Origin of the sequence: Bradyrhizobium sp. USDA 327, assembly GCF_041262065.1 — a bacterium.
Lineage (GTDB): Bacteria > Pseudomonadota > Alphaproteobacteria > Rhizobiales > Xanthobacteraceae > Bradyrhizobium > Bradyrhizobium liaoningense.
In genome coordinates, this window is the sequence record NZ_JBGCCW010000001.1 from 7774505 (window position 1) to 7793860 (window position 19356).

At 65.5% G+C, this 19356-nt stretch carries 22 protein-coding genes, 1 tRNA gene and 1 pseudogene; 20 read left to right on the plus strand and 4 right to left on the minus strand.

The features are described from left to right. The first annotated feature begins 15 nt into the window (after window positions 1-15). The 6 genes and pseudogenes from ABIA42_RS36655 (at window position 16) to ABIA42_RS36680 (ending at window position 4624) form a co-directional block, all read left to right on the plus strand. A pseudogene (locus ABIA42_RS36655) lies at window positions 16-982 on the plus strand (Bug family tripartite tricarboxylate transporter substrate binding protein). 3 nt (window positions 983-985) lie between these two features. Continuing rightward, the gene (locus ABIA42_RS36660) at window positions 986-1603 is read left to right on the plus strand and encodes a flavin reductase family protein (RefSeq protein WP_370116153.1); all 618 of its coding nucleotides are present in this window, start codon (window positions 986-988) and stop codon (window positions 1601-1603) included. A 53-nt stretch (window positions 1604-1656) separates the two neighbouring features. Beyond that, the gene (locus ABIA42_RS36665) at window positions 1657-2517 is read left to right on the plus strand and encodes a fumarylacetoacetate hydrolase family protein (protein WP_370116151.1); all 861 of its coding nucleotides are present in this window, start codon (window positions 1657-1659) and stop codon (window positions 2515-2517) included. A 3-nt stretch (window positions 2518-2520) separates the two neighbouring features. Continuing rightward, on the plus strand, window positions 2521-3324 hold the full coding sequence (hpaH, locus tag ABIA42_RS36670; RefSeq protein WP_271527141.1) for a 2-oxo-hept-4-ene-1,7-dioate hydratase: 804 nt from the start codon (window positions 2521-2523) through the stop codon (window positions 3322-3324). 25 nt (window positions 3325-3349) lie between these two features. Beyond that, entirely contained in the window at window positions 3350-3736 is a 387-nt protein-coding gene (locus tag ABIA42_RS36675; RefSeq protein ID WP_035706477.1) for a RidA family protein, read from the plus strand. A 12-nt stretch (window positions 3737-3748) separates the two neighbouring features. Continuing rightward, entirely contained in the window at window positions 3749-4624 is an 876-nt protein-coding gene (locus ABIA42_RS36680) for an amidohydrolase (protein WP_370116148.1), read from the plus strand. Window positions 4625-4815: 191 nt separating this feature from the next. On the opposite strand, the gene ABIA42_RS36685 is transcribed toward ABIA42_RS36680, so the two are convergent. Next, window positions 4816-5823, minus strand: coding sequence for an LLM class flavin-dependent oxidoreductase (locus ABIA42_RS36685; RefSeq protein ID WP_370116146.1), 1008 nt, complete (start codon window positions 5821-5823; stop codon window positions 4816-4818). 275 nt (window positions 5824-6098) lie between these two features. On the opposite strand from ABIA42_RS36685, the gene ABIA42_RS36690 reads away from it, so the two are divergent. The 3 genes from ABIA42_RS36690 to ABIA42_RS36700 all read left to right on the plus strand — a co-directional run bounded on the left by ABIA42_RS36690 (window position 6099) and on the right by ABIA42_RS36700 (window position 7865). Then, complete coding sequence (locus tag ABIA42_RS36690; RefSeq protein ID WP_370116144.1) at window positions 6099-6602, plus strand: Twin-arginine translocation pathway signal; 504 nt, start codon at window positions 6099-6101, stop codon at window positions 6600-6602. Window positions 6603-6614: 12 nt separating this feature from the next. Then, window positions 6615-7244 (plus strand): ferric reductase-like transmembrane domain-containing protein, encoded by a 630-nt coding sequence (locus tag ABIA42_RS36695; RefSeq protein WP_370116142.1) that lies wholly within the window; start codon window positions 6615-6617, stop codon window positions 7242-7244. Between the two features lie 126 nt (window positions 7245-7370). After that, window positions 7371-7865, plus strand: a complete 495-nt coding sequence (locus tag ABIA42_RS36700; RefSeq protein WP_370116140.1) for a Crp/Fnr family transcriptional regulator — start codon at window positions 7371-7373, stop codon at window positions 7863-7865. 1060 nt (window positions 7866-8925) lie between these two features. On the opposite strand, the gene ABIA42_RS36705 is transcribed toward ABIA42_RS36700, so the two are convergent. After that, entirely contained in the window at window positions 8926-9276 is a 351-nt protein-coding gene (locus ABIA42_RS36705) for a RidA family protein (RefSeq protein WP_370116138.1), read from the minus strand. Window positions 9277-9339: 63 nt separating this feature from the next. After that, a tRNA-Thr gene (locus tag ABIA42_RS36710) sits at window positions 9340-9414 on the minus strand. A 317-nt stretch (window positions 9415-9731) separates the two neighbouring features. On the opposite strand from ABIA42_RS36710, the gene ABIA42_RS36715 reads away from it, so the two are divergent. The 5 genes from ABIA42_RS36715 (at window position 9732) to ABIA42_RS36735 (ending at window position 13757) form a co-directional block, all read left to right on the plus strand. Next, the gene (locus tag ABIA42_RS36715; protein WP_370116136.1) at window positions 9732-9920 is read left to right on the plus strand and encodes a hypothetical protein; all 189 of its coding nucleotides are present in this window, start codon (window positions 9732-9734) and stop codon (window positions 9918-9920) included. A gap of 40 nt (window positions 9921-9960) precedes the next feature. Further along, entirely contained in the window at window positions 9961-11667 is a 1707-nt protein-coding gene (locus ABIA42_RS36720; protein WP_370123719.1) for an FAD-dependent oxidoreductase, read from the plus strand. A gap of 125 nt (window positions 11668-11792) precedes the next feature. Next, window positions 11793-12101 (plus strand): EthD family reductase, encoded by a 309-nt coding sequence (locus tag ABIA42_RS36725; RefSeq protein ID WP_124159447.1) that lies wholly within the window; start codon window positions 11793-11795, stop codon window positions 12099-12101. Between the two features lie 191 nt (window positions 12102-12292). Further along, window positions 12293-12802 carry a hypothetical protein gene (locus ABIA42_RS36730; RefSeq protein ID WP_061881159.1) on the plus strand — a complete coding sequence of 170 codons (510 nt, stop codon included), beginning with the start codon at window positions 12293-12295 and terminating at the stop codon, window positions 12800-12802. A 130-nt stretch (window positions 12803-12932) separates the two neighbouring features. Next, on the plus strand, window positions 12933-13757 hold the full coding sequence (locus ABIA42_RS36735) for an alpha/beta fold hydrolase (protein WP_271527135.1): 825 nt from the start codon (window positions 12933-12935) through the stop codon (window positions 13755-13757). A 6-nt stretch (window positions 13758-13763) separates the two neighbouring features. Here ABIA42_RS36735 and ABIA42_RS36740 read toward each other — a convergent pair whose 3' ends face one another. Beyond that, window positions 13764-14405, minus strand: a complete 642-nt coding sequence (locus tag ABIA42_RS36740) for a TetR/AcrR family transcriptional regulator (protein WP_370116133.1) — start codon at window positions 14403-14405, stop codon at window positions 13764-13766. A gap of 88 nt (window positions 14406-14493) precedes the next feature. Between ABIA42_RS36740 and ABIA42_RS36745 the strand changes: the two genes are divergently transcribed. The 6 genes from ABIA42_RS36745 (at window position 14494) to ABIA42_RS36770 (ending at window position 19179) form a co-directional block, all read left to right on the plus strand. Further along, window positions 14494-15432: an SDR family oxidoreductase gene (locus ABIA42_RS36745; RefSeq protein ID WP_370116131.1), complete on the plus strand. Its 939-nt coding sequence runs from the start codon at window positions 14494-14496 to the stop codon at window positions 15430-15432. A gap of 24 nt (window positions 15433-15456) precedes the next feature. After that, complete coding sequence (locus tag ABIA42_RS36750; RefSeq protein WP_370116129.1) at window positions 15457-16116, plus strand: epimerase; 660 nt, start codon at window positions 15457-15459, stop codon at window positions 16114-16116. An 82-nt stretch (window positions 16117-16198) separates the two neighbouring features. After that, complete coding sequence (locus tag ABIA42_RS36755; RefSeq protein WP_271527131.1) at window positions 16199-16642, plus strand: DUF2948 family protein; 444 nt, start codon at window positions 16199-16201, stop codon at window positions 16640-16642. 147 nt (window positions 16643-16789) lie between these two features. Further along, the gene (hisD, locus tag ABIA42_RS36760; protein ID WP_271527130.1) at window positions 16790-18085 is read left to right on the plus strand and encodes a histidinol dehydrogenase; all 1296 of its coding nucleotides are present in this window, start codon (window positions 16790-16792) and stop codon (window positions 18083-18085) included. Continuing rightward, window positions 18082-18579, plus strand: a complete 498-nt coding sequence (locus tag ABIA42_RS36765) for a UPF0262 family protein (RefSeq protein WP_271527129.1) — start codon at window positions 18082-18084, stop codon at window positions 18577-18579. The genes hisD and ABIA42_RS36765 overlap by 4 nt, the downstream gene beginning before the upstream one ends. A 132-nt stretch (window positions 18580-18711) precedes the next feature. Continuing rightward, a complete protein-coding gene (locus tag ABIA42_RS36770) occupies window positions 18712-19179 on the plus strand; it encodes a low molecular weight phosphatase family protein (protein WP_271527128.1) in 468 nt (155 codons plus the stop codon). Window positions 19180-19356 lie beyond the last annotated feature (177 nt).

Consider the following 19356-nt stretch of genomic DNA (forward strand, 5'->3'; position numbering starts at 1 on the left):
CGCCGGGAGGTTAACATGAGATTAATCTGGATTGCCATAGCTGCCGTCACTGCGATGCTGGCGGGGCCGGCGTCGGGCCAGCAATGGCCGGCGCGCAACGTCAAGCTGATCGTGCCCTATCCCGCCGGCGGCAATGTCGACAGCGCCGCACGCATCGTCGCCGACAAGCTCCAGGAAAAGCTCGGCCAGCCCTTCGTCATCGAGAACAAGGCCGGCGCCGGCGGCATGATCGCGGGCGAGGCCTTCGCGAAGTCGGCACCCGATGGCTACACGCTGTTCGTCGGTGCCAACGGCCCGGTGCTGTTCGCGACCGAGATGCAACAAGCGCGACGCCTACAACTGGAAGAAGGACTTCCTGCCGATCTCGACGATCTCGATGACGCCACTGGTGCTCGAGGTCCATCCGTCGGTGCAGGCAACGACGCTCAAGGAGTTTCTCGATCTCGCCAAGCGCGAGCCCGGCAAGCTGACGATGGCCTCGCCCGGTCCCGGCACCACCAACCATCTGCTCAGCGAGCTGATGCAGTCGAACCTCGAGCTGCAATGGGTCACCGCGCACTATCGCGGCAATGCGCCGGCGATCAACGATCTGCTCGGCGGCCAGGTGCAGTTCGCGTTCGACCAGCTCACGGTCAGCCTCCAGCACATCAAGGCCGGCCTGTTCCGCGCGCTGGCGGTCACCAGCCCGCACCGCCTGAAGTCGCTGCCCGACGTGCCGACTTTCGCCGAACTCGGCTACAAGGATTTCGACGGCCAGACGTTTACGGGCCTGTTTGCGCCCGCCGGCACGCCCGCGCCGATCGTGGACAAGCTGCACGAGACGCTGGTCGCGATCCTGAAAGACCCCGCCGTGGTCGACAAGTTCGAGAAGCTCGGCGGCGAAGCTACACCGATGACGCCGGAAGAATTCAAGGCCTATCTCGAACGCGAGGACGCCAAGTGGATTCCGGTCGTGCGCAAGGCCAACATCAGGGCGGATTGATCGATGCGGATCGATCCCGCCGAGCTCGGCGCCGAGCGCATCTACCGGCTGATGACCGGCATCGTGGTGCCGCGTCCGATCGCCTGGGTGACGAGCCTGTCGCGAAGTGGCGTGCTCAACCTCGCGCCGTTCAGCGCCTTCACCTTCGTCTCGCAGAAGCCGCCGATGCTCGCCATCAGCGTCGGCCGCAAGGGCGCCGATTACAAGGACACCGCGCACAACATCCTCGACACCGAGGAATACGTCATCCACATCGCCGATACCCCGCTGATGTCCGCGGTGCACGACAGCTCCGTCGAGCATCCGCCTGAAATCAGCGAGGTCGAGCATCTCGGACTCGAAACGCTGCCCTGCGACCTCATCAAGATGCGACGGCTCGCCGCCGCGCCGGTCGCGATGGAGTGCCGCTTTCGGCAGTGCCTCGAATTCGGCGAGGCCAAGAGCCGGCTGATCGTCGGCGAGGTCGTGATGTTTCATCTGCGCGACGGCCTCGTGAACGACGGCAAGGTCGAGACCAGGGCGCTCGACCCGATCGCGCGGATCGGCGGGCCGCGCTACGCCCGCCTCGGCGAGATCGTGACGCTGAACACCGTGTTCCAGACTCCCAAGTCGAAAGACTGAGCGCGCGGGTCTGTCTCGGGCCCAGCTGCCTCAAGATCATTGGAGGAAATACAATGCGACTCCTGAGCTATCTCCTGGATGGAGAGCCGCGCTACGGAGCGGCCGTCGAAGGCGGTGTGATCGATCTGACGAAACGGATCGGCCGCGATTTCTCGGATGTGAAGGCGCTGATCGCAGCGAATGCGCTGTCCGATGCGCAGGAAGCGGCGGCCGGACAGAAGCCCGACTACCCGTTGGAAAAACTCGTCCTGCTGCCGCCGGTGCTGGCGCCGGAAAAGCTCTGGTGCATCGGCGTCAACTACGCCGAGCGCAACGCCGAATATAAAGACAGTTCGGACCTGCCCAAATATCCCAGCCTGTTCGTGCGCAGCATGTCCTCGATGACCGGCTCCGGCCAAGCGATCGAGAAGCCCAAGGTTTCGGACCAGCTCGATTATGAAGGCGAGCTCGTCATCGTGATCGGGCAGGGCGGCCGTCACATCCCGCGCGAGCAGGCGTGGTCGCACATCTTCGGCATGACGCTGTGCAACGAGGGCACGATCCGCGACTGGCTGCGCCACGGCAAGTTCAACGTCACGCAAGGCAAGAATTTCGACCGCTCCGGCAGCATCGGTCCGTGGATCGTCACCGCGGACGAGCTCGATCCGCGCGGGCCGCTCGATATCGTCACGCGCGTCAACGGCGAGGTGCGGCAGCAGGACACGACCGAGCGGCTGATGTTCCCGTTCGACGTCCTGATCTCCTATCTCTCCACCTTCGCGACGCTGAAGCCCGGGGACATGATCGTGACGGGCACGCCGACCGGCGCAGGCGCGCGGTTCGATCCGCCGCGCTGGCTGAAGGTCGGCGACGTCGTCGAAGTCGAGTCGAGCCGCATCGGCGTGCTGCGTAACACCGTGGCGGCGGAGCAATAAGCCATGCTGGATGTTGCGACGATCGAACGCCTTGCCGCGCGCCTCGACGAAGCCGAGCGCACGAAATCGCTGATTCCGATGTTCACGAAGGAGTACCCCGACTTCAGCATCGAGGATGCCTACGCGGTTCAGCGCGCCTGGACCAGGCTCCAGCTCGGTCGCGGCCGCGTCATCAAGGGGCACAAGATCGGACTGACCTCGAAGGCGATGCAGAGCGCGGTCGGCATCTCCGAGCCCGACTACGGCGTGCTGTTCGCCGACATGTTCTATGCCGACGCCACGCCGATCCCGTTCGACCGCTTCCACGCGCCGCGCATCGAGGTCGAGCTCGCCTTCGTGCTGAAGGCGCCGCTGCGCGGGCCCGATTGCACCATCTTCGACGTGCTCAACGCCACCGACTACGTCACGCCCGCGCTGGAAATCCTGGAGACGCGCATGCATCGCGTCGATCCGGAGACGGGCAGGACGCGAAAAGTCATGGACACGATCTCCGACAACGCGGCCAATGCCGCGCTGGTGCTCGGCGGCCGGCCGATCCGCCCGATGGATGCTGATCTGCGCTGGATCGGCGCGCTGTTGTTCCGCAACGGCGAGGTCGAGGAGACCGGGCTTGCCGCTGGCGTGCTCAATCACCCCGCCAACGGCATCGCCTGGCTCGCCAACCGCCTCGCGCCGCATGATGAGTCCCTCGCCGCCGGCGAGGTCGTGTTGGCGGGATCGTTCACGCGGCCCGTCGACATCCGCCGCGGCGACACGTTTCATGCCGACTATGGCACGTTCGGCTCGGTGTCGTGCCAGTTCGTCTGAGGCAACAACAAGCAGGGAGCGCACCATGACACGGCGCAAGAGCATCCACATCGGCGGCTTCAAGCACGTCAATCCGATTCCCAACGCCTGCCGCATCGGTAATCTCGTGATGTCGGGCGTCATCCTCGGCCGCGATCCCGCGACCAATGCAATGCCAGAGAGTCTCGACGCCCAATGCGCCAACATGTTCGCGCATATGAAGGCGACGGTGGAGGCCGCGGGCGGCACCACCGACGACATCATCAAGATGACGGTGTGGCTGAAGGACCGCGGCAATCGCGGCCCGGTCAATGTCGAGTGGCTCAAGATGTTTCCGGACGAGCATTCGCGCCCGGCGCGCCACGCGCTGCCGATGGACAACATGGACGGCGGCGCGCTGGTGCAGTGCGACTTCACCGCCGTGATCGACTGAGGAGCTTTGCGCATGCCGACCTATTTGCCGTTCGATCCCAATCCGCGCCGGCCAAGCAAGGCGCCGCCGCCGAAGACCGTCGATAGCCAGTTTCACGTGCTGGGGCCCATCGACAAATATCCGGAGCGTCCCGGCGCCGCCTATCGGATGCCGACCGCGACCTGGGAGGCGGCGCTGCGCATGCACAAGGCGCTCGGCATCGAGCGCGGCATCATCGTGCAGACCACGACCTACGGTGCCGACCATGCCGTCGTGCTCGACGGTCTCGCCGCGATGGGGCCGAACTATCGCGGCTGCGCCAACGCGCTGGTGTTCGCCGAGGCGAGCGACTCCTACCTCGCCAAGCTGCATGATGCCGGCGTGCGCGGCGCGCGCTTCAGCTTCCGCCAGGAGCTTGGTGCCGTGCTCTCCGATGCCGATTTCGCCCGCGCGATCGCGCGCATCCGCGAGCTCGGCTGGTACGTCAAGATCCAGCCGGAGAAGGACGGCATCATGTCGAGCGTCGCCAAGTACGAGACTCTCGACGTGCCCGTGCTGATCGACCACATGGCGCGCCCCGATCCCGAAGCCGGCAGGGCCGATCCGAACCTGCGCAAGATGCTGGAGCTGCTCGGCAAGGGCAATTTCTGGGTGATGCTGTCGCTCGGCGAGAAGACCTCGAAGACCGGGGCTCCCTACGACGACGTGATCCCGATCGCGCGCGCCTATATCGAGGCCGCTCCCGATCGCTGCGTCTGGGCCAGCGACTGGCCGCATCCGGTCTCGGTGAAGCAGCCGCCGAACGATGCCGACCTGCTCGAGCTGATGTACCGCTACGCGCCGGACCAGGCGGAGCTGGAGAAGATCCTGGTGCACAATCCAGCCAAGCTGTTCGGCTTTCCGGATTAGGGCATGAGAGGATTGGGCTGAGCCCCCTCGCCACGCGCGCGGTGCGCCCCCTCTCCCGCTTGCGGGAGAGGGTCGGGGTGAGGGCTCTTTCCTCTAGGGGGGCTGTCCCATTGCGGAGACACCCTCTCCCCAGCCCTCCCCCGCAAGGGGGGGAGGGAGCGCACCTTCATCGCGGCAACAATCGGACCCGCTCACACCGCCGGCTGCTTCGCCAACCTATCCCGCACCTCGGCTGCGATCTCGAACGAGCGCAGCCGCGCGGCGTGGTCGTAGATCTGCCCCGTCGTCATCAATTCGTCCGCGCCGGTCTCGGCGATCAGCGCCTTCAGCTTATCTTCCACGGCGGCCGGCGAACCCACTGCGGAGCACGACAGCGACTGGCCGACGCCGGCCTTCTCGGCCGGCGACCACAGCGCGTCCATGTCGTCGACCGGCGGCGGCAGCGGCCCAGGCGTGCCGCGGCGCAGGTTGATGAACTGCTGCTGCAGCGATGAGAACATCCGCTGTGCCTCGTCGTCGGTGTCGGCGGCGAACACGTTGACGCCGATCATCGCATAGGGCTTGTCGAGCTGCGCCGAGGGCTCGAACCGCGCGCGATATTCGCGCAGCGCCGGCATCATCATCTGCGGCGCGAAGTGCGAGGCGAACGCAAAGGGCAGGCCGAGCATCGCGGCAAGCTGCGCGCCGAACGTGCTCGATCCCAGGATCCAGAGCGGCACCTTGGTCCCCATGCCGGGCACGGCGCGGATCGCCTGGTTCGGCTGCACGTCGCCGAGCAGCGCCTGCAGCTCCAGCACGTCATGCGGAAAATTCTCGGAGGTGGTGGCGAGATCGCGCCGCAACGCCCGCGCGGTGAACTGGTCGGTGCCGGGCGCCCGGCCGAGCCCGAGATCGATCCGCCCGGGATAGAGCGATTCCAGCGTGCCGAACTGCTCGGCGATGACGAGAGGCGAGTGGTTCGGCAGCATGACCCCGCCGGAGCCGACGCGGATCGTCTTTGTTCCGCCCGCGATATGTCCGATCACGACCGACGTCGCCGCGCTCGCGATTCCCGTCATGTTGTGATGCTCGGCGAGCCAGAACCGTTTGTAGCCCCACGCCTCGGCATGCCGGGCAAGGTCGAGCGAGTTGCGGAAAGCCTGCGCCGCATCGCCGCCCTGGCGGATGGGAGCGAGGTCGAGCACGGAGAAGGGGATCATATGGGGGCTGCCGGTGTGGAGGGCTGCGCGATCATGCGCGTCTTGAGGAAAGACATGTAGTGGCAGCGCGCAGGATGGGTAGAGCCCTCGCACGTTTCGTCACCAGGGCTGGTGGGTTCTCCGCCACGCGACCCATCCTGCCCGCCATGAGCTGCGAATGCCCCGGTTCACAACACTGTTATTGCGACCGATGGTCCCCTCCCCCTCAACTGGGCGTTCTGCGCCTGTTGTTGTAGCTTGCGCGAGCAAGAGGCCCGTTGCCGGGAGGAACTGACATGACCAACGTCGTACTCGACCGCCGCAGCCTTCTCGCCGCCGGCGGCACCGTCCTCGCCACCGGGGTCTTGGTATCAGCCTTCCCCGGCCTCCTGGTGCCGGCGCGCGCGGACGGCCTCGCACCGACCCAGTCGATGTCGGGCGGGGCGAACAATTACCGCAAGGGCGCGGCGATCGTGGAGCGGATCGGCAAGGGCGGCTTCTGGATGAGCGGCACCGTCCGCCGCGCCGGCGACGGCGCTCCGCTCGCCGGGCAGCGCATCCAGATCTGGGCCCACACGGTCGAAGGGCAGGAGCACGAGCCGCAGAGTCATGGCGCCACGCTCACCGACAAGGACGGCAAGTTCCGGCTCGAGATGCCGCAGATCATTCCGATCTTCGGCCAGCCGCACGGCCATCTCGCCTATGACAGCGGTGAGTTCAGGACCGTCTTCCTGCGGCCGGTGATGCGGAGCGCCAAGGAAACCAGCCTCGAGGCGCATTTCGTGCTGCAGCCGGCCTGAGCTGACTTGCAAATGAAGGGATGGAGATCGGCCCGGGCGGTCCTGATCTGGGTCGCGCTTGCCCTTGCCATTGGCGTGCCGATCGCCGCTGCTGCAGCAAGCGAGCAACTCGCATGGCGCGGCCCGGTCTACATTCTCGCCGGCTTCGCCGGGATCATCGCCCTCGGCCTCGTGCTGGTGCAGCCGCTGCTGATCGGCGGATATCTGCCGGGCCTGCCGGCCTATAGCGGACGGCGCGCCCATCACTGGATCGGCGGTGCGCTGGTGGTGGCGGTGGTGATCCACGTCGCCGGCCTCTGGTTCACCAGCCCGCCCGACATGATCGATGCCCTGACCTACACATCGCCGACGCCGTTCTCTCCCTTCGGCGTGACCGCGATGTGGGCCATCTTCATCATTGCGGTTCTGGCGCTGCTGCGCCGGCGGTTGGGACTGCGGCTGCGAACCTGGCGCATCGTCCATATTCCCCTCGCGATCGTCATCGTCGCAGGCAGCGTGGTGCATTGCCTTTTGATCGAGGGGACGATGGAGACGATCTCGAAGGTCGCGCTGTGCGCGCTCGTCCTTGCGGCGGCCGCGAAGATCATGGCTGACCTCTGGAGACGGCGGACGTTGCGCGGCGAGAGCGTTGCGCGGCAGTAAACCGCGCGAAGCCGACCGCGCGTCGCAGACCTCCCTGTTCGAACACATTGAGCCTCATTCATTGGGCGGCGCCAGCGCCGGTGTCCTCTGCTTGCCGCAGATGGCGAGGGGGCGTATCTTTGCGCAATGGCCGCCAGCGCTCCCGATCTGAAGGCGTTCCTGCTCGCCACACCGTTCTTCGGCGGTCTCCCGGAGCCGAGCCTCGACCTCCTGATTTCAATGCTGGTCGAGCGCCGCTTCGATGCCGGAGCAACGGTCGTTGCGGAGGGCGAGCCGGGACGCTCGATGTTCATCGTCAAATCCGGTCGGCTGGCGGTGAGCAAACGGGTCGGTTCGGGCAGCGTCATTCCGCTTTCCGGCCTGCAGCCAGGCGATTTCTTCGGCGAGATGACGCTGATCGAAATGCAGAACCGCTCCGCCACGGTCGTCGCGGAAAGCCCGACCGAGCTGTACGAGCTGACGGCCCAGAAGCTCTACGCTTGCTACAAGGCCGATATCCGCGCCTATGTGATCGTCCTGCAGAACATCAATCGCGAGCTGTGCCGACGGCTGCGACGGGCGGATGAGCGGTTCGCGACACTGCAGGTGGGTGGCTCGATTGATGATGCGCAGGACGTGTAGAGCTGTTGCGAAACCATCATGTTTCGCCACTGAGCAAGGCTCGATGGGTCTTGGAAATCACGACTTATCGTGCGCGTACTTCTCCAAGACCAGCCGCTCATATTCATCTCGTACGGCTCTTCGCGAAACATGCCCTTTCCGGTCTTTGGCGATTTTCAGAAGGTCGGGATCAGTCGGTGCCCTCGACGTCCGCCTGAATCTCGCAAAGAGCCGGGTCGGAGCTGACGACGTCCTTCCAAACAGCCGGTCAAACCATTCCATGGTGTCCTCCCGGACGGACCGCAGGTTACGACATTATCACCGTGAATTTAGGGGTCAAAAGGACAGCGTGACTGCATCTTTGCGAAGCGCCACCGCAAGCGGATATCGATCCCAACGATTTTGACCCGTCGGGCAAAACACCCTCCTCTCGCAAAATCCAGTCAACCCCTTTTTGCGAAAATATTCCACTTTACCGAAATTCGGAATTGCGGCATATTCCCGCCATCCCGGTCCAGGGAGAGGGGCGATCGTACGTCGTCACGAACGTGGGCCGGGGTCCGGTGGACGCGGCAGCGCCGGGCACGCGAAGGTGGGACCAGGGCGAGATGAACCTCGTGAGGTCCCGACTGCGTGCGGACGGACGGCGCTCAAGTCCGGCGAAGCCGGGCCGGCTGCGTACGGCAAAACCGCGTGGTCCTGACCGTCGTTGCTACGGTCAAGCCTTGCGGAGATGGGTCGGGGCTCAACCGGGTCTCGGGACATCGCCAATTCGCGAGGTGACGGAGGCCAGAAGGAACTCGGCTCCGGGGAGAGCGCGCATAAGCCGTCAAACCATCGCGCAGGGAAGGCCGGATGTTTTCCGGCCCACCTGTTGTCCCGCTTGCGCATTTGCGTGTGCAAATTCTTCGCGCGGCGGATCATGGGTGCCAGCCGGCACCCGGCCTTCCCTGCGCCCTCTTCACATGGAGAGGGTCAAGGAAACCAGCAAAACTCGGACGCTTCGCGCCGCGAGAACGTTGCGTTATGCGTGAACACAGTAATGACTGAGCGTTCTCGCCTCGCCCGTGCCGCTCGAGGATCAGCGGCGGGCGGCGATCGCCGTCAGCTCCAGCTTGACGCCCGGGCCGAGATCCGCGACGCCGACGGCGGCACGCGCCGGCAGATGGTCCGCGGTGAAATAGCGCTTCCACACCTGGTTGAGCGCCGCCTTGTCGGCGAGATCAACCACAAAGATCGTCACCTGCAGAACGCAGGAGAGATCGGAGCCGGCCCCATCAAGCAGGGTCTTCAACTGGCGCAGCACATCGTCGGCCTGGCCCGCCATGTCGAGCCCCGCATCTTCAGGGACGATGCCGCCGAGATAGAGCACGCCATTATGCTCGACGATCTCGTGGAGCAGTCCTTCATAGGGTAGGGAACGTGTGATCACGATCGCATCCGTGGCTGTTGCGGGCTCGCTGCCAGGCGGAGGGCTCGCTTCAATGGAAAAAGCTGGTGCTGCCAGACAGGATTGAACTGTCGACCTCTCCATTACCAATGGAGTGCTCTACCACTGAGCTACGGCAGCATGTGCTGGTGAAGAATCGGGCGCCCGAGAGGGGCCTACCAAGCGGGCCGATATCTGCCACAAGCCCCCCTCCTGTGCAAGCTTGCAAGCCTCGTCAAAACGAGAAAATCGGGCCGATATCAGGGCCAGAATGCCCGGTTTGACGCGAAATCACCGACTTTTCGTCGATTCGGGGGCCGATATCCCCGGCCAACTGGCCAGTTGCCCGGGATGCCGGATTCGTTCCATTTCGCCTTTCGCACGATCGGATCGCGTCGGCCTCTTGAGCTGCCACACTTCGGTGGCATCCTGCTGCCGATTGCTGTGATGGTGCCGTGATGGCTGACGAGACTGACAAGAGCGCGAGGCAGGCGAGGGTGTCCCGGGACGACCGGCTGAAATCGGCGCTGCGCGAGAACCTGAAGCGCCGGAAGCTGCAGGCGCGCGAACGCGCCGCAACGACCGACCCCTCGCAGAACGAAGATGGTTCCCTAAATGAGGGGACCGCCGGCAAGACCGGCAGTTGAAGGCGGGCGGCTAGAATTTTTTGGAGTGCATGACGTGGCAATGGGGCAGGACGAACCGCAACGAACCGACCGTGACGCGCAGATGTCGCGGTTTACGCGCCCCGAGCAGACCTTTCCGGCGCTGACACCCGCCGAGATCGAACGCATCAGGCAATTCGGCGAACACCGCACCTACGCGGATGGCGAGTTGCTGTTCGAGACCGGCAAGCCCGGCCCCGGCATGTTCGTCGTGCTGAAGGGCCATGTCGCCATCACGCAGCGCGACGGGCTCGGTCACGTCACCCCGGTGATCGACCAGGGGCCGGGGCAATTCCTGGCCGAGCTCAGCCAGCTCTCCGGCCAGCCGGCGCTGGTCGACGGCCGGGCCGAGGGCGATGTCGAGACGCTGCTGCTGCCGCCGGACCGGCTGCGCGCGCTGCTGGTTGCCGAGGCCGAGCTCGGCGAGCGCATCATGCGGGCGCTGATCCTGCGCCGGGTCAATCTGATCCAGGGCGGCGCCGGCGGTCCCGTGCTGATCGGACCGTCGAACTCCGCCGGCGTGGTGCGGTTGCAGGGATTCCTCACCCGCAACGGCCAGCCGCATCATCTGCTCGATCCCGATCGCGATTGCGACGCGGCCGAACTGATCACGCGGTATTCGCCGAAGCCCGAAGACTGGCCGCTGGTCGTCACTGCCGATGGCGCCGTGCTGCGCAACCCCAACGAGACCGAGCTCGCGCGCGCCATCGGCATGATCGGCGGCGCGAAGGGCGACCGCATCTACGACGTTGCGGTCGTCGGCTGCGGACCCGCAGGGCTCGCCACCGCCGTGTATGCCGCGTCCGAAGGGCTGTCGGTCGCCGTGCTCGACACCCGCGCCTTCGGCGGCCAGGCTGGCGCCAGCGCGCGCATCGAGAACTATCTGGGTTTTCCGACCGGCATCTCGGGCCAGGCCCTGACCGCGCGTGCCTTCACCCAGGCGCAGAAGTTCGGCGCCGACATCATGATTCCGGTGACGGTGAAGTCGCTCGACTGCACCCGTGAGGACGGCGCATTTTCGGTGGCGCTCGACGGCGCCGATCCCTTGCGCTCGCGCGCGGTGGTGGTCGCGAGCGGCGCGCGCTATCGCCGGCCGGAGATCGAGAGCCTCGACAAGTTCGAGGGGCGCGGCGTCTGGTACTGGGCCTCGCCGGTCGAGGCGCGGCTCTGCGCCGGCGAGGAGGTGGCCCTCGTCGGTGCCGGCAATTCGGCAGGGCAGGCCGCCGTGTTCCTGTCGGGCCACGCCAGACGCGTGCTGATGATCATTCGCGGCGGCGGCTTGGGCGCCAGCATGTCGCGCTATCTCATCGAGCGCATCGAAGCCACGCCGAATATCGAATTGATGTTCAACACCGAGATCACCGCGCTCGAGGGCGACGAGGCCGCGCTGCTGCGGCGCATCCGCTGGAAGAGCCGGTTGTCGGACGACGAGGATTTTGCCGACATCCGCAATCTCTTTCTGTTCGTCGGCGCCGATCCGGCCACCTCCTGGCTCGACGGCTGCGGCGTGACGCTCGATCGCGGCGGCTTCGTCGTGACCGGTGCGCAGTCCGAGCAGAACCAGGGCAAGCTCGTGGCGCCGCTGGAAACCTCCGTGCCCGGCGTCTACGCCGTCGGCGACGTCCGCTCCGGCTCGGTCAAGCGTGTCGGCGGCGCCATCGGCGAGGGCGCGCAGGTCGTCGCCTCCCTGCACGGTTATCTCGGCGACGTCGCAAAACCGGCGCTTTAGGCAAGCAGAAGACAAGGAGATGGCAAGCCGAATCCGGCTTGCCATCTTGCTGCGTCCCACAGACTATCGCTCGTCGCGGGACCAACCGCGCGTAGAAAAACAAAGATTCCCAAGGGAGGACCCAAATGGCTGAAATCGTCGTGCTGTACAAGACACCCAAGGACGCTGCCGCCTTCGACAAGTACTATGCCGAGACGCACATCCCGCTCGCCAAGAAACTTCCCGGCCTGAAGAAATACGCCGTCAGCAAGGGACCGGTCGCATCTCCCGCAGGTCCTTCCGGAATCCATCTCGTCGCCATTCTCACCTTCGACAGCGTGGCCGACATTCAGGCGGCATTCGCCAGTCCGGAAGGCAAGGCGACCGGCGCCGACGTGCCCAAGTTCGCCAGCGGCGGTGCCGACCTCTTGATCTTCGACACCAAGGAAGTGTGAAGGATCGATTCGACTTTCGTCGAAAACGGCCGTCCTTCGTGACGGCGACGCAAAAAAATCGGCCATGCGTTTGTCGATTCGCACGATGACGCATGGCCGCGCTTCCGCATGTGACGACAACGCAGGTGGCAATCCCATGAGGACCGTAATACTACTCTCATCATCTCAACGCGGAGAATAGGAGAGATGTCATGGTCCTTGGGTTGAGCCTGCCCGCCCTTACGCTGATCCATGTCATCATCAGCCTGATCGCCATCGTCGCCGGCCTCGTCGTGATGTTCGGCCTGCTCGGCTCGAAGCCGATGCCGGCCCTCACCGCGATCTTCCTGCTGACCACGATCCTCACCAGCGCCACCGGTTTCCTCTTTCCGTTCAAGGAGCTGCTGCCCTCGCATATCATCGGCATCATCTCGCTGGTGCTGCTCGCGATTGCCTGCGTCGCGCTGTACGGCATGAAGCTCGCCGGAGTCTGGCGCCCGGTCTATATCGTGACCGCGATGATCTCGCTCTATTTCAACGTCTTCGTGCTGGTCATCCAGTCGTTCCTGAAGGTGCCGGCGCTCGCCGCGCTCGCACCGGCCGTGCCGCCGGCGCCGCCGTCCGGTCCGGTGTTCGCCGTGGTGCAGGGCATCGTGCTGGTGTTCTTCGTGGTGCTGACCATCGGCGCCTGGCGCCGCTTCCGGCCGATGGCGTTTGCCTGATCACAAGATTCTCAACGTCCCCTGGTGATGCGAGCAATCGCATTCGGGATCCCGCGCAACTATCTGCGGATCGCCGGCGCGAGTTCGTTCGCGCCTCACGCAACTGATCTTCATCGAAAGAGAGCAATCCATGCCCACAATCACCACCAAAGACGGCGTCGAGATCTTCTACAAGGATTGGGGCGCGGGCCAGCCGATCGTGTTCAGCCATGGCTGGCCGCTGTCGTCGGACGACTGGGACGCGCAGATGCTGTACTTTGTCACGCGCGGCTACCGGGTCGTCGCCCATGATCGCCGCGGCCACGGCCGCTCGGCGCAGGTCGCCGACGGCCACGACATGGATCATTATGCAGACGATCTCGCCGCGCTCACCGCGCATCTCGACCTCAAGAACGCCATCCATGTCGGCCATTCCACCGGCGGCGGCGAGGTCGTGCACTACATCGCGCGCCACGGCGAGAGCCGGGTGGCGAAAGCCGCGATTCTCTCTGCCGTGCCGCCGCTGATGGTGCAGACCGCAGCCAATCCCGGCGGCCTGCCGAAGAGCGTGTTCGACGATCTCCAGAAGCAGCTCGCCGCCAGCCGCACGCAATTCTATCGCGACCTCCCCGCCGGCCCGTTCTACGGCTACAACCGCCCCGGCGCAAAGCCGTCGGAAGCGGTGATCCAGAACTGGTGGCGCCAGGGCATGATGGGCGGCGCCAAGGCCCATTACGACGGCATCGTCGCGTTCTCGCAGACCGATTTCACCGAGGACCTCAAGAAGATCAACGTGCCGGTGCTGGTGATGCACGGCGACGACGACCAGATCGTGCCTTACGCCGATTCCGCGCCGCTCTCGGCCAAGCTGCTCAAGCAGGGTATCCTGAAGACCTACAAGGGTTTTCCGCACGGCATGCCGACCACGCACGCGGAAACCATCAACGCCGATCTCCTGGCGTTTTTCAGGGAGTGAGAGACCTCACTTCAATATCGCCCTGATCGCATCGAAGGTGCGCCTGACGAAAGCTTCCGGCTTCTCCCGCGCGCCTTCGCCGATCCAGCTCTCGCCGCCGACGCGCATGGCGCCGGTGGCAATCATGGCGACGAGCCGCGCCTTCTGTCGGTCCGATTTGGTGCGGGCGCGCTGTGCCAGTCCGTCGGCCAGCGCGCGCTCGAGCTTTTCGTATTTGAGCTGGTCGCGCGCCTGGAGCGCGGGATTGTCGCGCTTGAGCCGCGACATCGCTGCGGCTTCCGCCGGATCGAGCCGTTTGACCGCCGCCGCGATCGCATTCTCCGCTGCCGTCAGCATGGATTCGTCCGCGGGCCGGGCGACGATCTCGGCGACCAGCGCGCTGGCTGCGCCCTCCTGCCAGGCGGCGACCACGTCCTCCTTCGACGCGAAATAATGGAAGAAGCTGCGCCGCGACACGTCGGCTGCCGCCGCGATGTCGTCGATGGTGGTGGCCTCGTAGCCGCGCTCCAGGAACAGGGTCATCGCCGCGCGCGCCAGCCGATCGCGGGTCTCCTGCCGCTTGCGCTCGCGCAGGCCGGTGGCGGTCGGAAATTTTCCTTCCGCGGACAATGACTTGGCGCGTTTCCCGGCGACGTTCGAAGCCTTCAAATCATTCCACCTCTTGCAAACTTGCACTCAGTGCACATTTAGACCGGTCGCGGGCCTTTTCCATCCCTGAAAGCCGCGGAGACATGGCATGACCGACTGGAGCACGGCAGGCATCCCCTCACTCAGCGGCAAGACCGTCGTCGTGACCGGCGCGACGGGCGGGCTCGGTTACGAGACGGCGATGGCGCTCGCGGGCGCCGGTGCCATTGTCATACTCACCGGCCGCGACGACGCAAAGGGCCTGCGGGCGATCGAAGGCATTTGCGAGCGGTTTCCCGACGCTCTGATCGCCTATGAGCATCTCGACCTCGCAAGCCTTGCCTCCGTCGCCGATTTCGCCAGGCGCTTTGCCGCCGACAACGAATCGCTCGATCTCCTCGTCAACAATGCCGGCGTGATGGCACTGCCGAAGCGGCAGCAGACGGAGGATGGTTTCGAGATGCAGCTCGGCACCAACTATCTCGGTCACTACGCCCTGACGGCGCGGCTGTTGCCGCAGCTTCGCCGTGCCAGGGCGCCTCGCATCGTCAATCTCTCGAGCCTTGCGCACCGCTCCGGTGCGATCAATTTCGACGATCTGCACAGCAAGCATTCCTATCGTCCGTGGCGCGCCTACTGCCAATCCAAGCTGGCGATGCTGATGTTTGCGCTGGAGCTGCAACGCCGCAGCGTCGCCGCCGGCTGGGGCCTGATGAGCCTTGCCGCCCATCCCGGCTATGCGCGGACCGATCTCATTGCGAACGGGCCGGGCACCAACACCGTCCAGTCGCGGCTCGGCCGGCTGCTCCAGCCGTTGATCAGCCAGTCCGCCGCCGAAGGCGCGCTGCCGACGCTGTTTGCGGCGACCTCTCCGGACGCCGAGCCCGGCGGCTATTACGGTCCAAACGGGTTTTACGAATTGAAGGGACCACCCGGGCCGGCGAGGATCATGCCGCAGGCGAAGGATCTCGCTGCGGCGGCCATGCTGTGGGATGCCTCGGCAACGCTGACCGGTGTATCCTTCGACGAGATCGCGGCCGCCGCATGAGCCGCGAGGCCGCTGGAGATCCCGATGAAGGTCATCATCTTCGGCGCGACCGGCATGGTGGGGCAGGGCGTATTGCACGAATGCCTGGTCGATCCCGGCATCGACCGTGTGCTCGTGGTCGGCCGTAGCCCGACCGGCGTGCGCAACGCCAAGCTCACCGAGATCATGCACGAGGATTTCATGGACTATTCGGCGATCGAGCCGCAGCTGACCGGCTTCGATGCCTGCTTCTTCTGCCTCGGCGTCTCCTCGATCGGCATGAGCGAGGAGCGCTACCGCCACCTCACCCATGATCTCACGCTCGCGGCTGCGACGACGCTGGCCCGGCTCAATCCGCAGATGATCTTCACCTATGTCACCGGCGCCGGCACCGATTCCACCGAGCGGGGCCCGCGGATGTGGGCACGGATCAAGGGCAAGACCGAGAACGATCTTTTCAAGCTGCCGTTCAAGGCCGCCTACATGTTCCGGCCCGGGGCGATCCAGCCCCTGCACGGCGCCCGGTCCAAGACCGCCTGGGTGCAGGCTGTCTACGCCGTGAGCGGGCCGCTCTGGCCGGTGCTGCGCCGGATTTCGCCGCGGCTCGTGACCTCGACCGAGCAGATCGGACGCGCCATGATCCGCGTTGCCCGGGAGGGGTATCCGCGCAAGGTGCTGGAGATGGAGGATATCAATAGCCTCTGACCTGCCGGCCGGTTAGTTTGTGCGGAAATTTCGGGGCCCGCGCGCGTTGAGCCCGGTCCCCTCCAAAGGAGAAGCGTCGGCAATGTCGCCCCAGCTCAAACTGATCGCGCTCGATGCCGACGACCTCGCCGTGATCTCGACCCATGTCCAGGACGCCCGAGTGCAGACCTCCGACATCATCTGGCGGCAGGGCGAGAAGCGGCTTGTGGTCGGGATGAGCCGGCTGGACTGGGAGCAGACACTGGAGGGCGAGACCGAGCCACGCCGGCTGGTCGCGGCGCTCCGTTTCGACCGCGTGCTCGCCTGCAAGTCGCGCAACATCGATCTCGCCGCGCCGGACAACGTGCTGGACCTTGTCGGCATTGAATTTCACCCCCAGGACGGGCGCCACGAGGAGCCCGGCGGCAGCGCCCTGCTTCTGTTCGCCCAGGGCGGCGCCATCCGCCTCGACGTCGAGTGCCTGGAATGCGAGCTGACCGACCTCGGGAACGACGCGCTGGGAACGGGCATCGAGGGGGAGGGGTGAAGTGGCCGGTATACCAGCCGAATGGGCTGAGGCCCTCGCCGGAACGGCATCTCCCGAGGGTTGACGCAGCTTCCCCGCCGCGCCATTGAGCAGGGGACCCGGTGCGCCGATCCGCCCCCAAAATACCAGCCAGAAGCCAAGCGAAACATGCCCGTTCGCCTCGACCGCAGCAGCGCCGATTTTGACCAGCGATTCTCCGCCTTCCTCGCCGCCAAGCGCGAGGCTTCGGCCGATGTCGAGGCCGCCGCGCGCGCGATCGTCGACGACGTGGCCAAGCGCGGCGATGCTGCCCTGCTCGAAGCCACGGCAAAGTTCGACCGGCTGACGCTGGATGCATCCTCCTTGCGCGTCTCCGCCGCCGAGATCGAAGCCGCAGAGAAGGCCTGCGATGCCGCGACGCTGGATGCACTCAAGCTCGCGCGGGATCGCATCGAAACTTATCATCGCCGTCAGCTTCCGCAGGACGAGCGCTTCACCGACCCGCTCGGCGTCGAGCTCGGCTGGCGCTACACCGCGATCGAATCCGCCGGCCTCTACGTGCCCGGCGGCACCGCGGCCTATCCGTCCTCGGTGCTGATGAACGCGGTGCCTGCGAAAGTCGCCGGCGTTTCGCGCCTCGTGATGGTGGTGCCTTCGCCGGACGGCAAGCTCAATCCGCTGGTGCTGGCGGCCGCGCATCTCGGTGGCGTCACCGAGATCTACCGTGTCGGCGGCGCGCAGGCCGTCGCCGCGCTCGCGCACGGCACCGCGACGATCGCGCCGGTGGCAAAGATCGTCGGCCCAGGCAACGCCTATGTCGCCGCCGCAAAACGGCTGGTGTTCGGCAAGGTCGGTATCGACATGATCGCCGGCCCCTCGGAGGTGCTGGTGATTGCCGACGATACCGGCAACGCCGACTGGATCGCCGCCGACCTATTGGCGCAGGCCGAGCACGATGCCAGCGCGCAGTCGATCCTGATCACCGATTCCGCTCGCCTTGCCGCCGACGTCGAAAAGGCGGTCGAGGCGCAGTTGAAGACGCTGCCCCGCGCGGCGATCGCAGGCAGCTCCTGGGCCGATTTCGGCGCCATCATCATGGTGAAGACTCTTGCCGACGCGATCCCGCTCGCGGACGCCATCGCTGCCGAGCACCTCGAGATCATGACCACAGATCCCGACGCGCTCGCCGCAAAGATCCGCAATGCCGGCGCGGTGTTCCTGGGGCCCCATACGCCCGAGGCGATCGGCGACTATGTCGGCGGCTCCAATCACGTGCTGCCGACGGCGCGCTCGGCGCGATTTTCCTCGGGGCTCTCGGTGCACGACTTCATGAAGCGCACCTCGATCCTGAAATGCGGACCCGATCAATTGCGTGCGCTGGGTCCGGCCGCGATGACGCTGGGCAAGGCGGAGGGGTTGGACGCCCATTCGCGTTCGATTGGATTGCGCCTCAATCTGTCATGACAAAGCCGCCCGAACAGGACGACTCGACCAATCGCATCGTCGCGGTCACGCTCGACGAGGAGTCGATCGGCCGTTCCGGGCCGGATATCGAGCATGAGCGGGCGATCGCGATCTACGATCTGATCGAGCAGAATTTATTCGCGCCCGAGGGCGCGGAGGGGAAGGGCCCGTTCACGCTGCATATCGGCATCACCGGCAACCGATTGATGTTCGACATCCGCCGTGAGGACGGCACGCCTGTCGTCGCGCATCTGTTGTCGCTGACGCCGTTCCGGCGGATCGTGAAGGACTATTTCATGATCTGCGACAGCTACTACCAGGCGATCCGCACCGCGACCCCCGACAAGATCGAGGCGATCGACATGGGCCGCCGCGGCATTCACGACGAGGGATCGCGCACGCTCCAGGAGCGACTGAAGGGCAAGGTGCGGGTCGACTTCGAGACCTCGCGCCGCCTATTCACGCTGATCACCGTCCTGCACTGGAAGGGTTAGGCGCATGATCCTGAAAAGTGGGCACCGGTTTTCGGATCGGATCGTGCGCAAAACAACAGGCTTCATGGCCAGGAAAAGTGTGCAGCGGTTTTCCGACGAGACCATGCCCTCTATCAATAGGGTCTAGTCGCGATGGCGGGTCCGCCACGCGCACGCGATCCGCAATCGGTGCTGTTCGCCTGTGCGATGAACAGCGTACGCTCGCCGATGGCCGAGAGCCTGTTGCTGCACATGTTTCCGCAGGGCCTCTACGTGAAGTCGGCCGGTACCAGGAAGGGCGAGCTGGATCCATTCGCGGTCTCCGTGATGGCCGAGCTCGGCCAGGACATCTCGGCCCACAAGCCGCAGACCTTCGAGGAGCTGGAGGACTGGGAGGGGCTGAATTTCGACCTTATCATCACGCTCTCGCCCGAGGCACATCACAAGGCGCTGGAGCTGACGCGGACACTCGCGGCCGAGGTCGAATACTGGCCGACGCAGGATCCCACCACCATCGAAGGCAGCCGCGACCAGAAGCTCGCTGCCTACCGCGAGGTCTGCGATCAGCTCCTGATGCGCATCCGCCGGCGCTTCGCCAAGTCGGGCGCGGCCTCAGGGTGATCTCGTGCTCCCGGCGCAGCGCAGCGTGCAACGATGTGCTGCAGAGTCGAGGACCCATCTCCTGCCGCGCCGGGTCCGGGACACGAGACCTTCCGTAACACCCGCGTCACAGAGCGCAGGCACAGGCATGTCGGACACCTCGAATCACCAAACCTCCGGTTCCCAGTTGTGAAATCA

Bases quoted from the DNA above. Each gene is read 5' to 3' on its own strand.
- ABIA42_RS36660 (WP_370116153.1), top strand. From the start codon at position 986: ATGCGGATCGATCCCGCCGAGCTCGGCGCCGAGCGCATCTACCGGCTG.
- ABIA42_RS36665 (WP_370116151.1), top strand. From the start codon at position 1,657: ATGCGACTCCTGAGCTATCTCCTGGATGGAGAGCCGCGCTACGGAGCG.
- hpaH (WP_271527141.1), top strand. From the start codon at position 2,521: ATGCTGGATGTTGCGACGATCGAACGCCTTGCCGCGCGCCTCGACGAA.
- ABIA42_RS36675 (WP_035706477.1), top strand. From the start codon at position 3,350: ATGACACGGCGCAAGAGCATCCACATCGGCGGCTTCAAGCACGTCAAT.
- ABIA42_RS36680 (WP_370116148.1), top strand. From the start codon at position 3,749: ATGCCGACCTATTTGCCGTTCGATCCCAATCCGCGCCGGCCAAGCAAG.
- ABIA42_RS36685 (WP_370116146.1), bottom strand. From the start codon at position 5,823: ATGATCCCCTTCTCCGTGCTCGACCTCGCTCCCATCCGCCAGGGCGGC.
- ABIA42_RS36690 (WP_370116144.1), top strand. From the start codon at position 6,099: ATGACCAACGTCGTACTCGACCGCCGCAGCCTTCTCGCCGCCGGCGGC.
- ABIA42_RS36695 (WP_370116142.1), top strand. From the start codon at position 6,615: ATGAAGGGATGGAGATCGGCCCGGGCGGTCCTGATCTGGGTCGCGCTT.
- ABIA42_RS36700 (WP_370116140.1), top strand. From the start codon at position 7,371: ATGGCCGCCAGCGCTCCCGATCTGAAGGCGTTCCTGCTCGCCACACCG.
- ABIA42_RS36715 (WP_370116136.1), top strand. From the start codon at position 9,732: ATGGCTGACGAGACTGACAAGAGCGCGAGGCAGGCGAGGGTGTCCCGG.
- ABIA42_RS36720 (WP_370123719.1), top strand. From the start codon at position 9,961: ATGGGGCAGGACGAACCGCAACGAACCGACCGTGACGCGCAGATGTCG.
- ABIA42_RS36725 (WP_124159447.1), top strand. From the start codon at position 11,793: ATGGCTGAAATCGTCGTGCTGTACAAGACACCCAAGGACGCTGCCGCC.
- ABIA42_RS36730 (WP_061881159.1), top strand. From the start codon at position 12,293: ATGGTCCTTGGGTTGAGCCTGCCCGCCCTTACGCTGATCCATGTCATC.
- ABIA42_RS36735 (WP_271527135.1), top strand. From the start codon at position 12,933: ATGCCCACAATCACCACCAAAGACGGCGTCGAGATCTTCTACAAGGAT.
- ABIA42_RS36745 (WP_370116131.1), top strand. From the start codon at position 14,494: ATGACCGACTGGAGCACGGCAGGCATCCCCTCACTCAGCGGCAAGACC.
- ABIA42_RS36750 (WP_370116129.1), top strand. From the start codon at position 15,457: ATGAAGGTCATCATCTTCGGCGCGACCGGCATGGTGGGGCAGGGCGTA.
- ABIA42_RS36755 (WP_271527131.1), top strand. From the start codon at position 16,199: ATGTCGCCCCAGCTCAAACTGATCGCGCTCGATGCCGACGACCTCGCC.
- hisD (WP_271527130.1), top strand. From the start codon at position 16,790: ATGCCCGTTCGCCTCGACCGCAGCAGCGCCGATTTTGACCAGCGATTC.
- ABIA42_RS36765 (WP_271527129.1), top strand. From the start codon at position 18,082: ATGACAAAGCCGCCCGAACAGGACGACTCGACCAATCGCATCGTCGCG.
- ABIA42_RS36770 (WP_271527128.1), top strand. From the start codon at position 18,712: ATGGCGGGTCCGCCACGCGCACGCGATCCGCAATCGGTGCTGTTCGCC.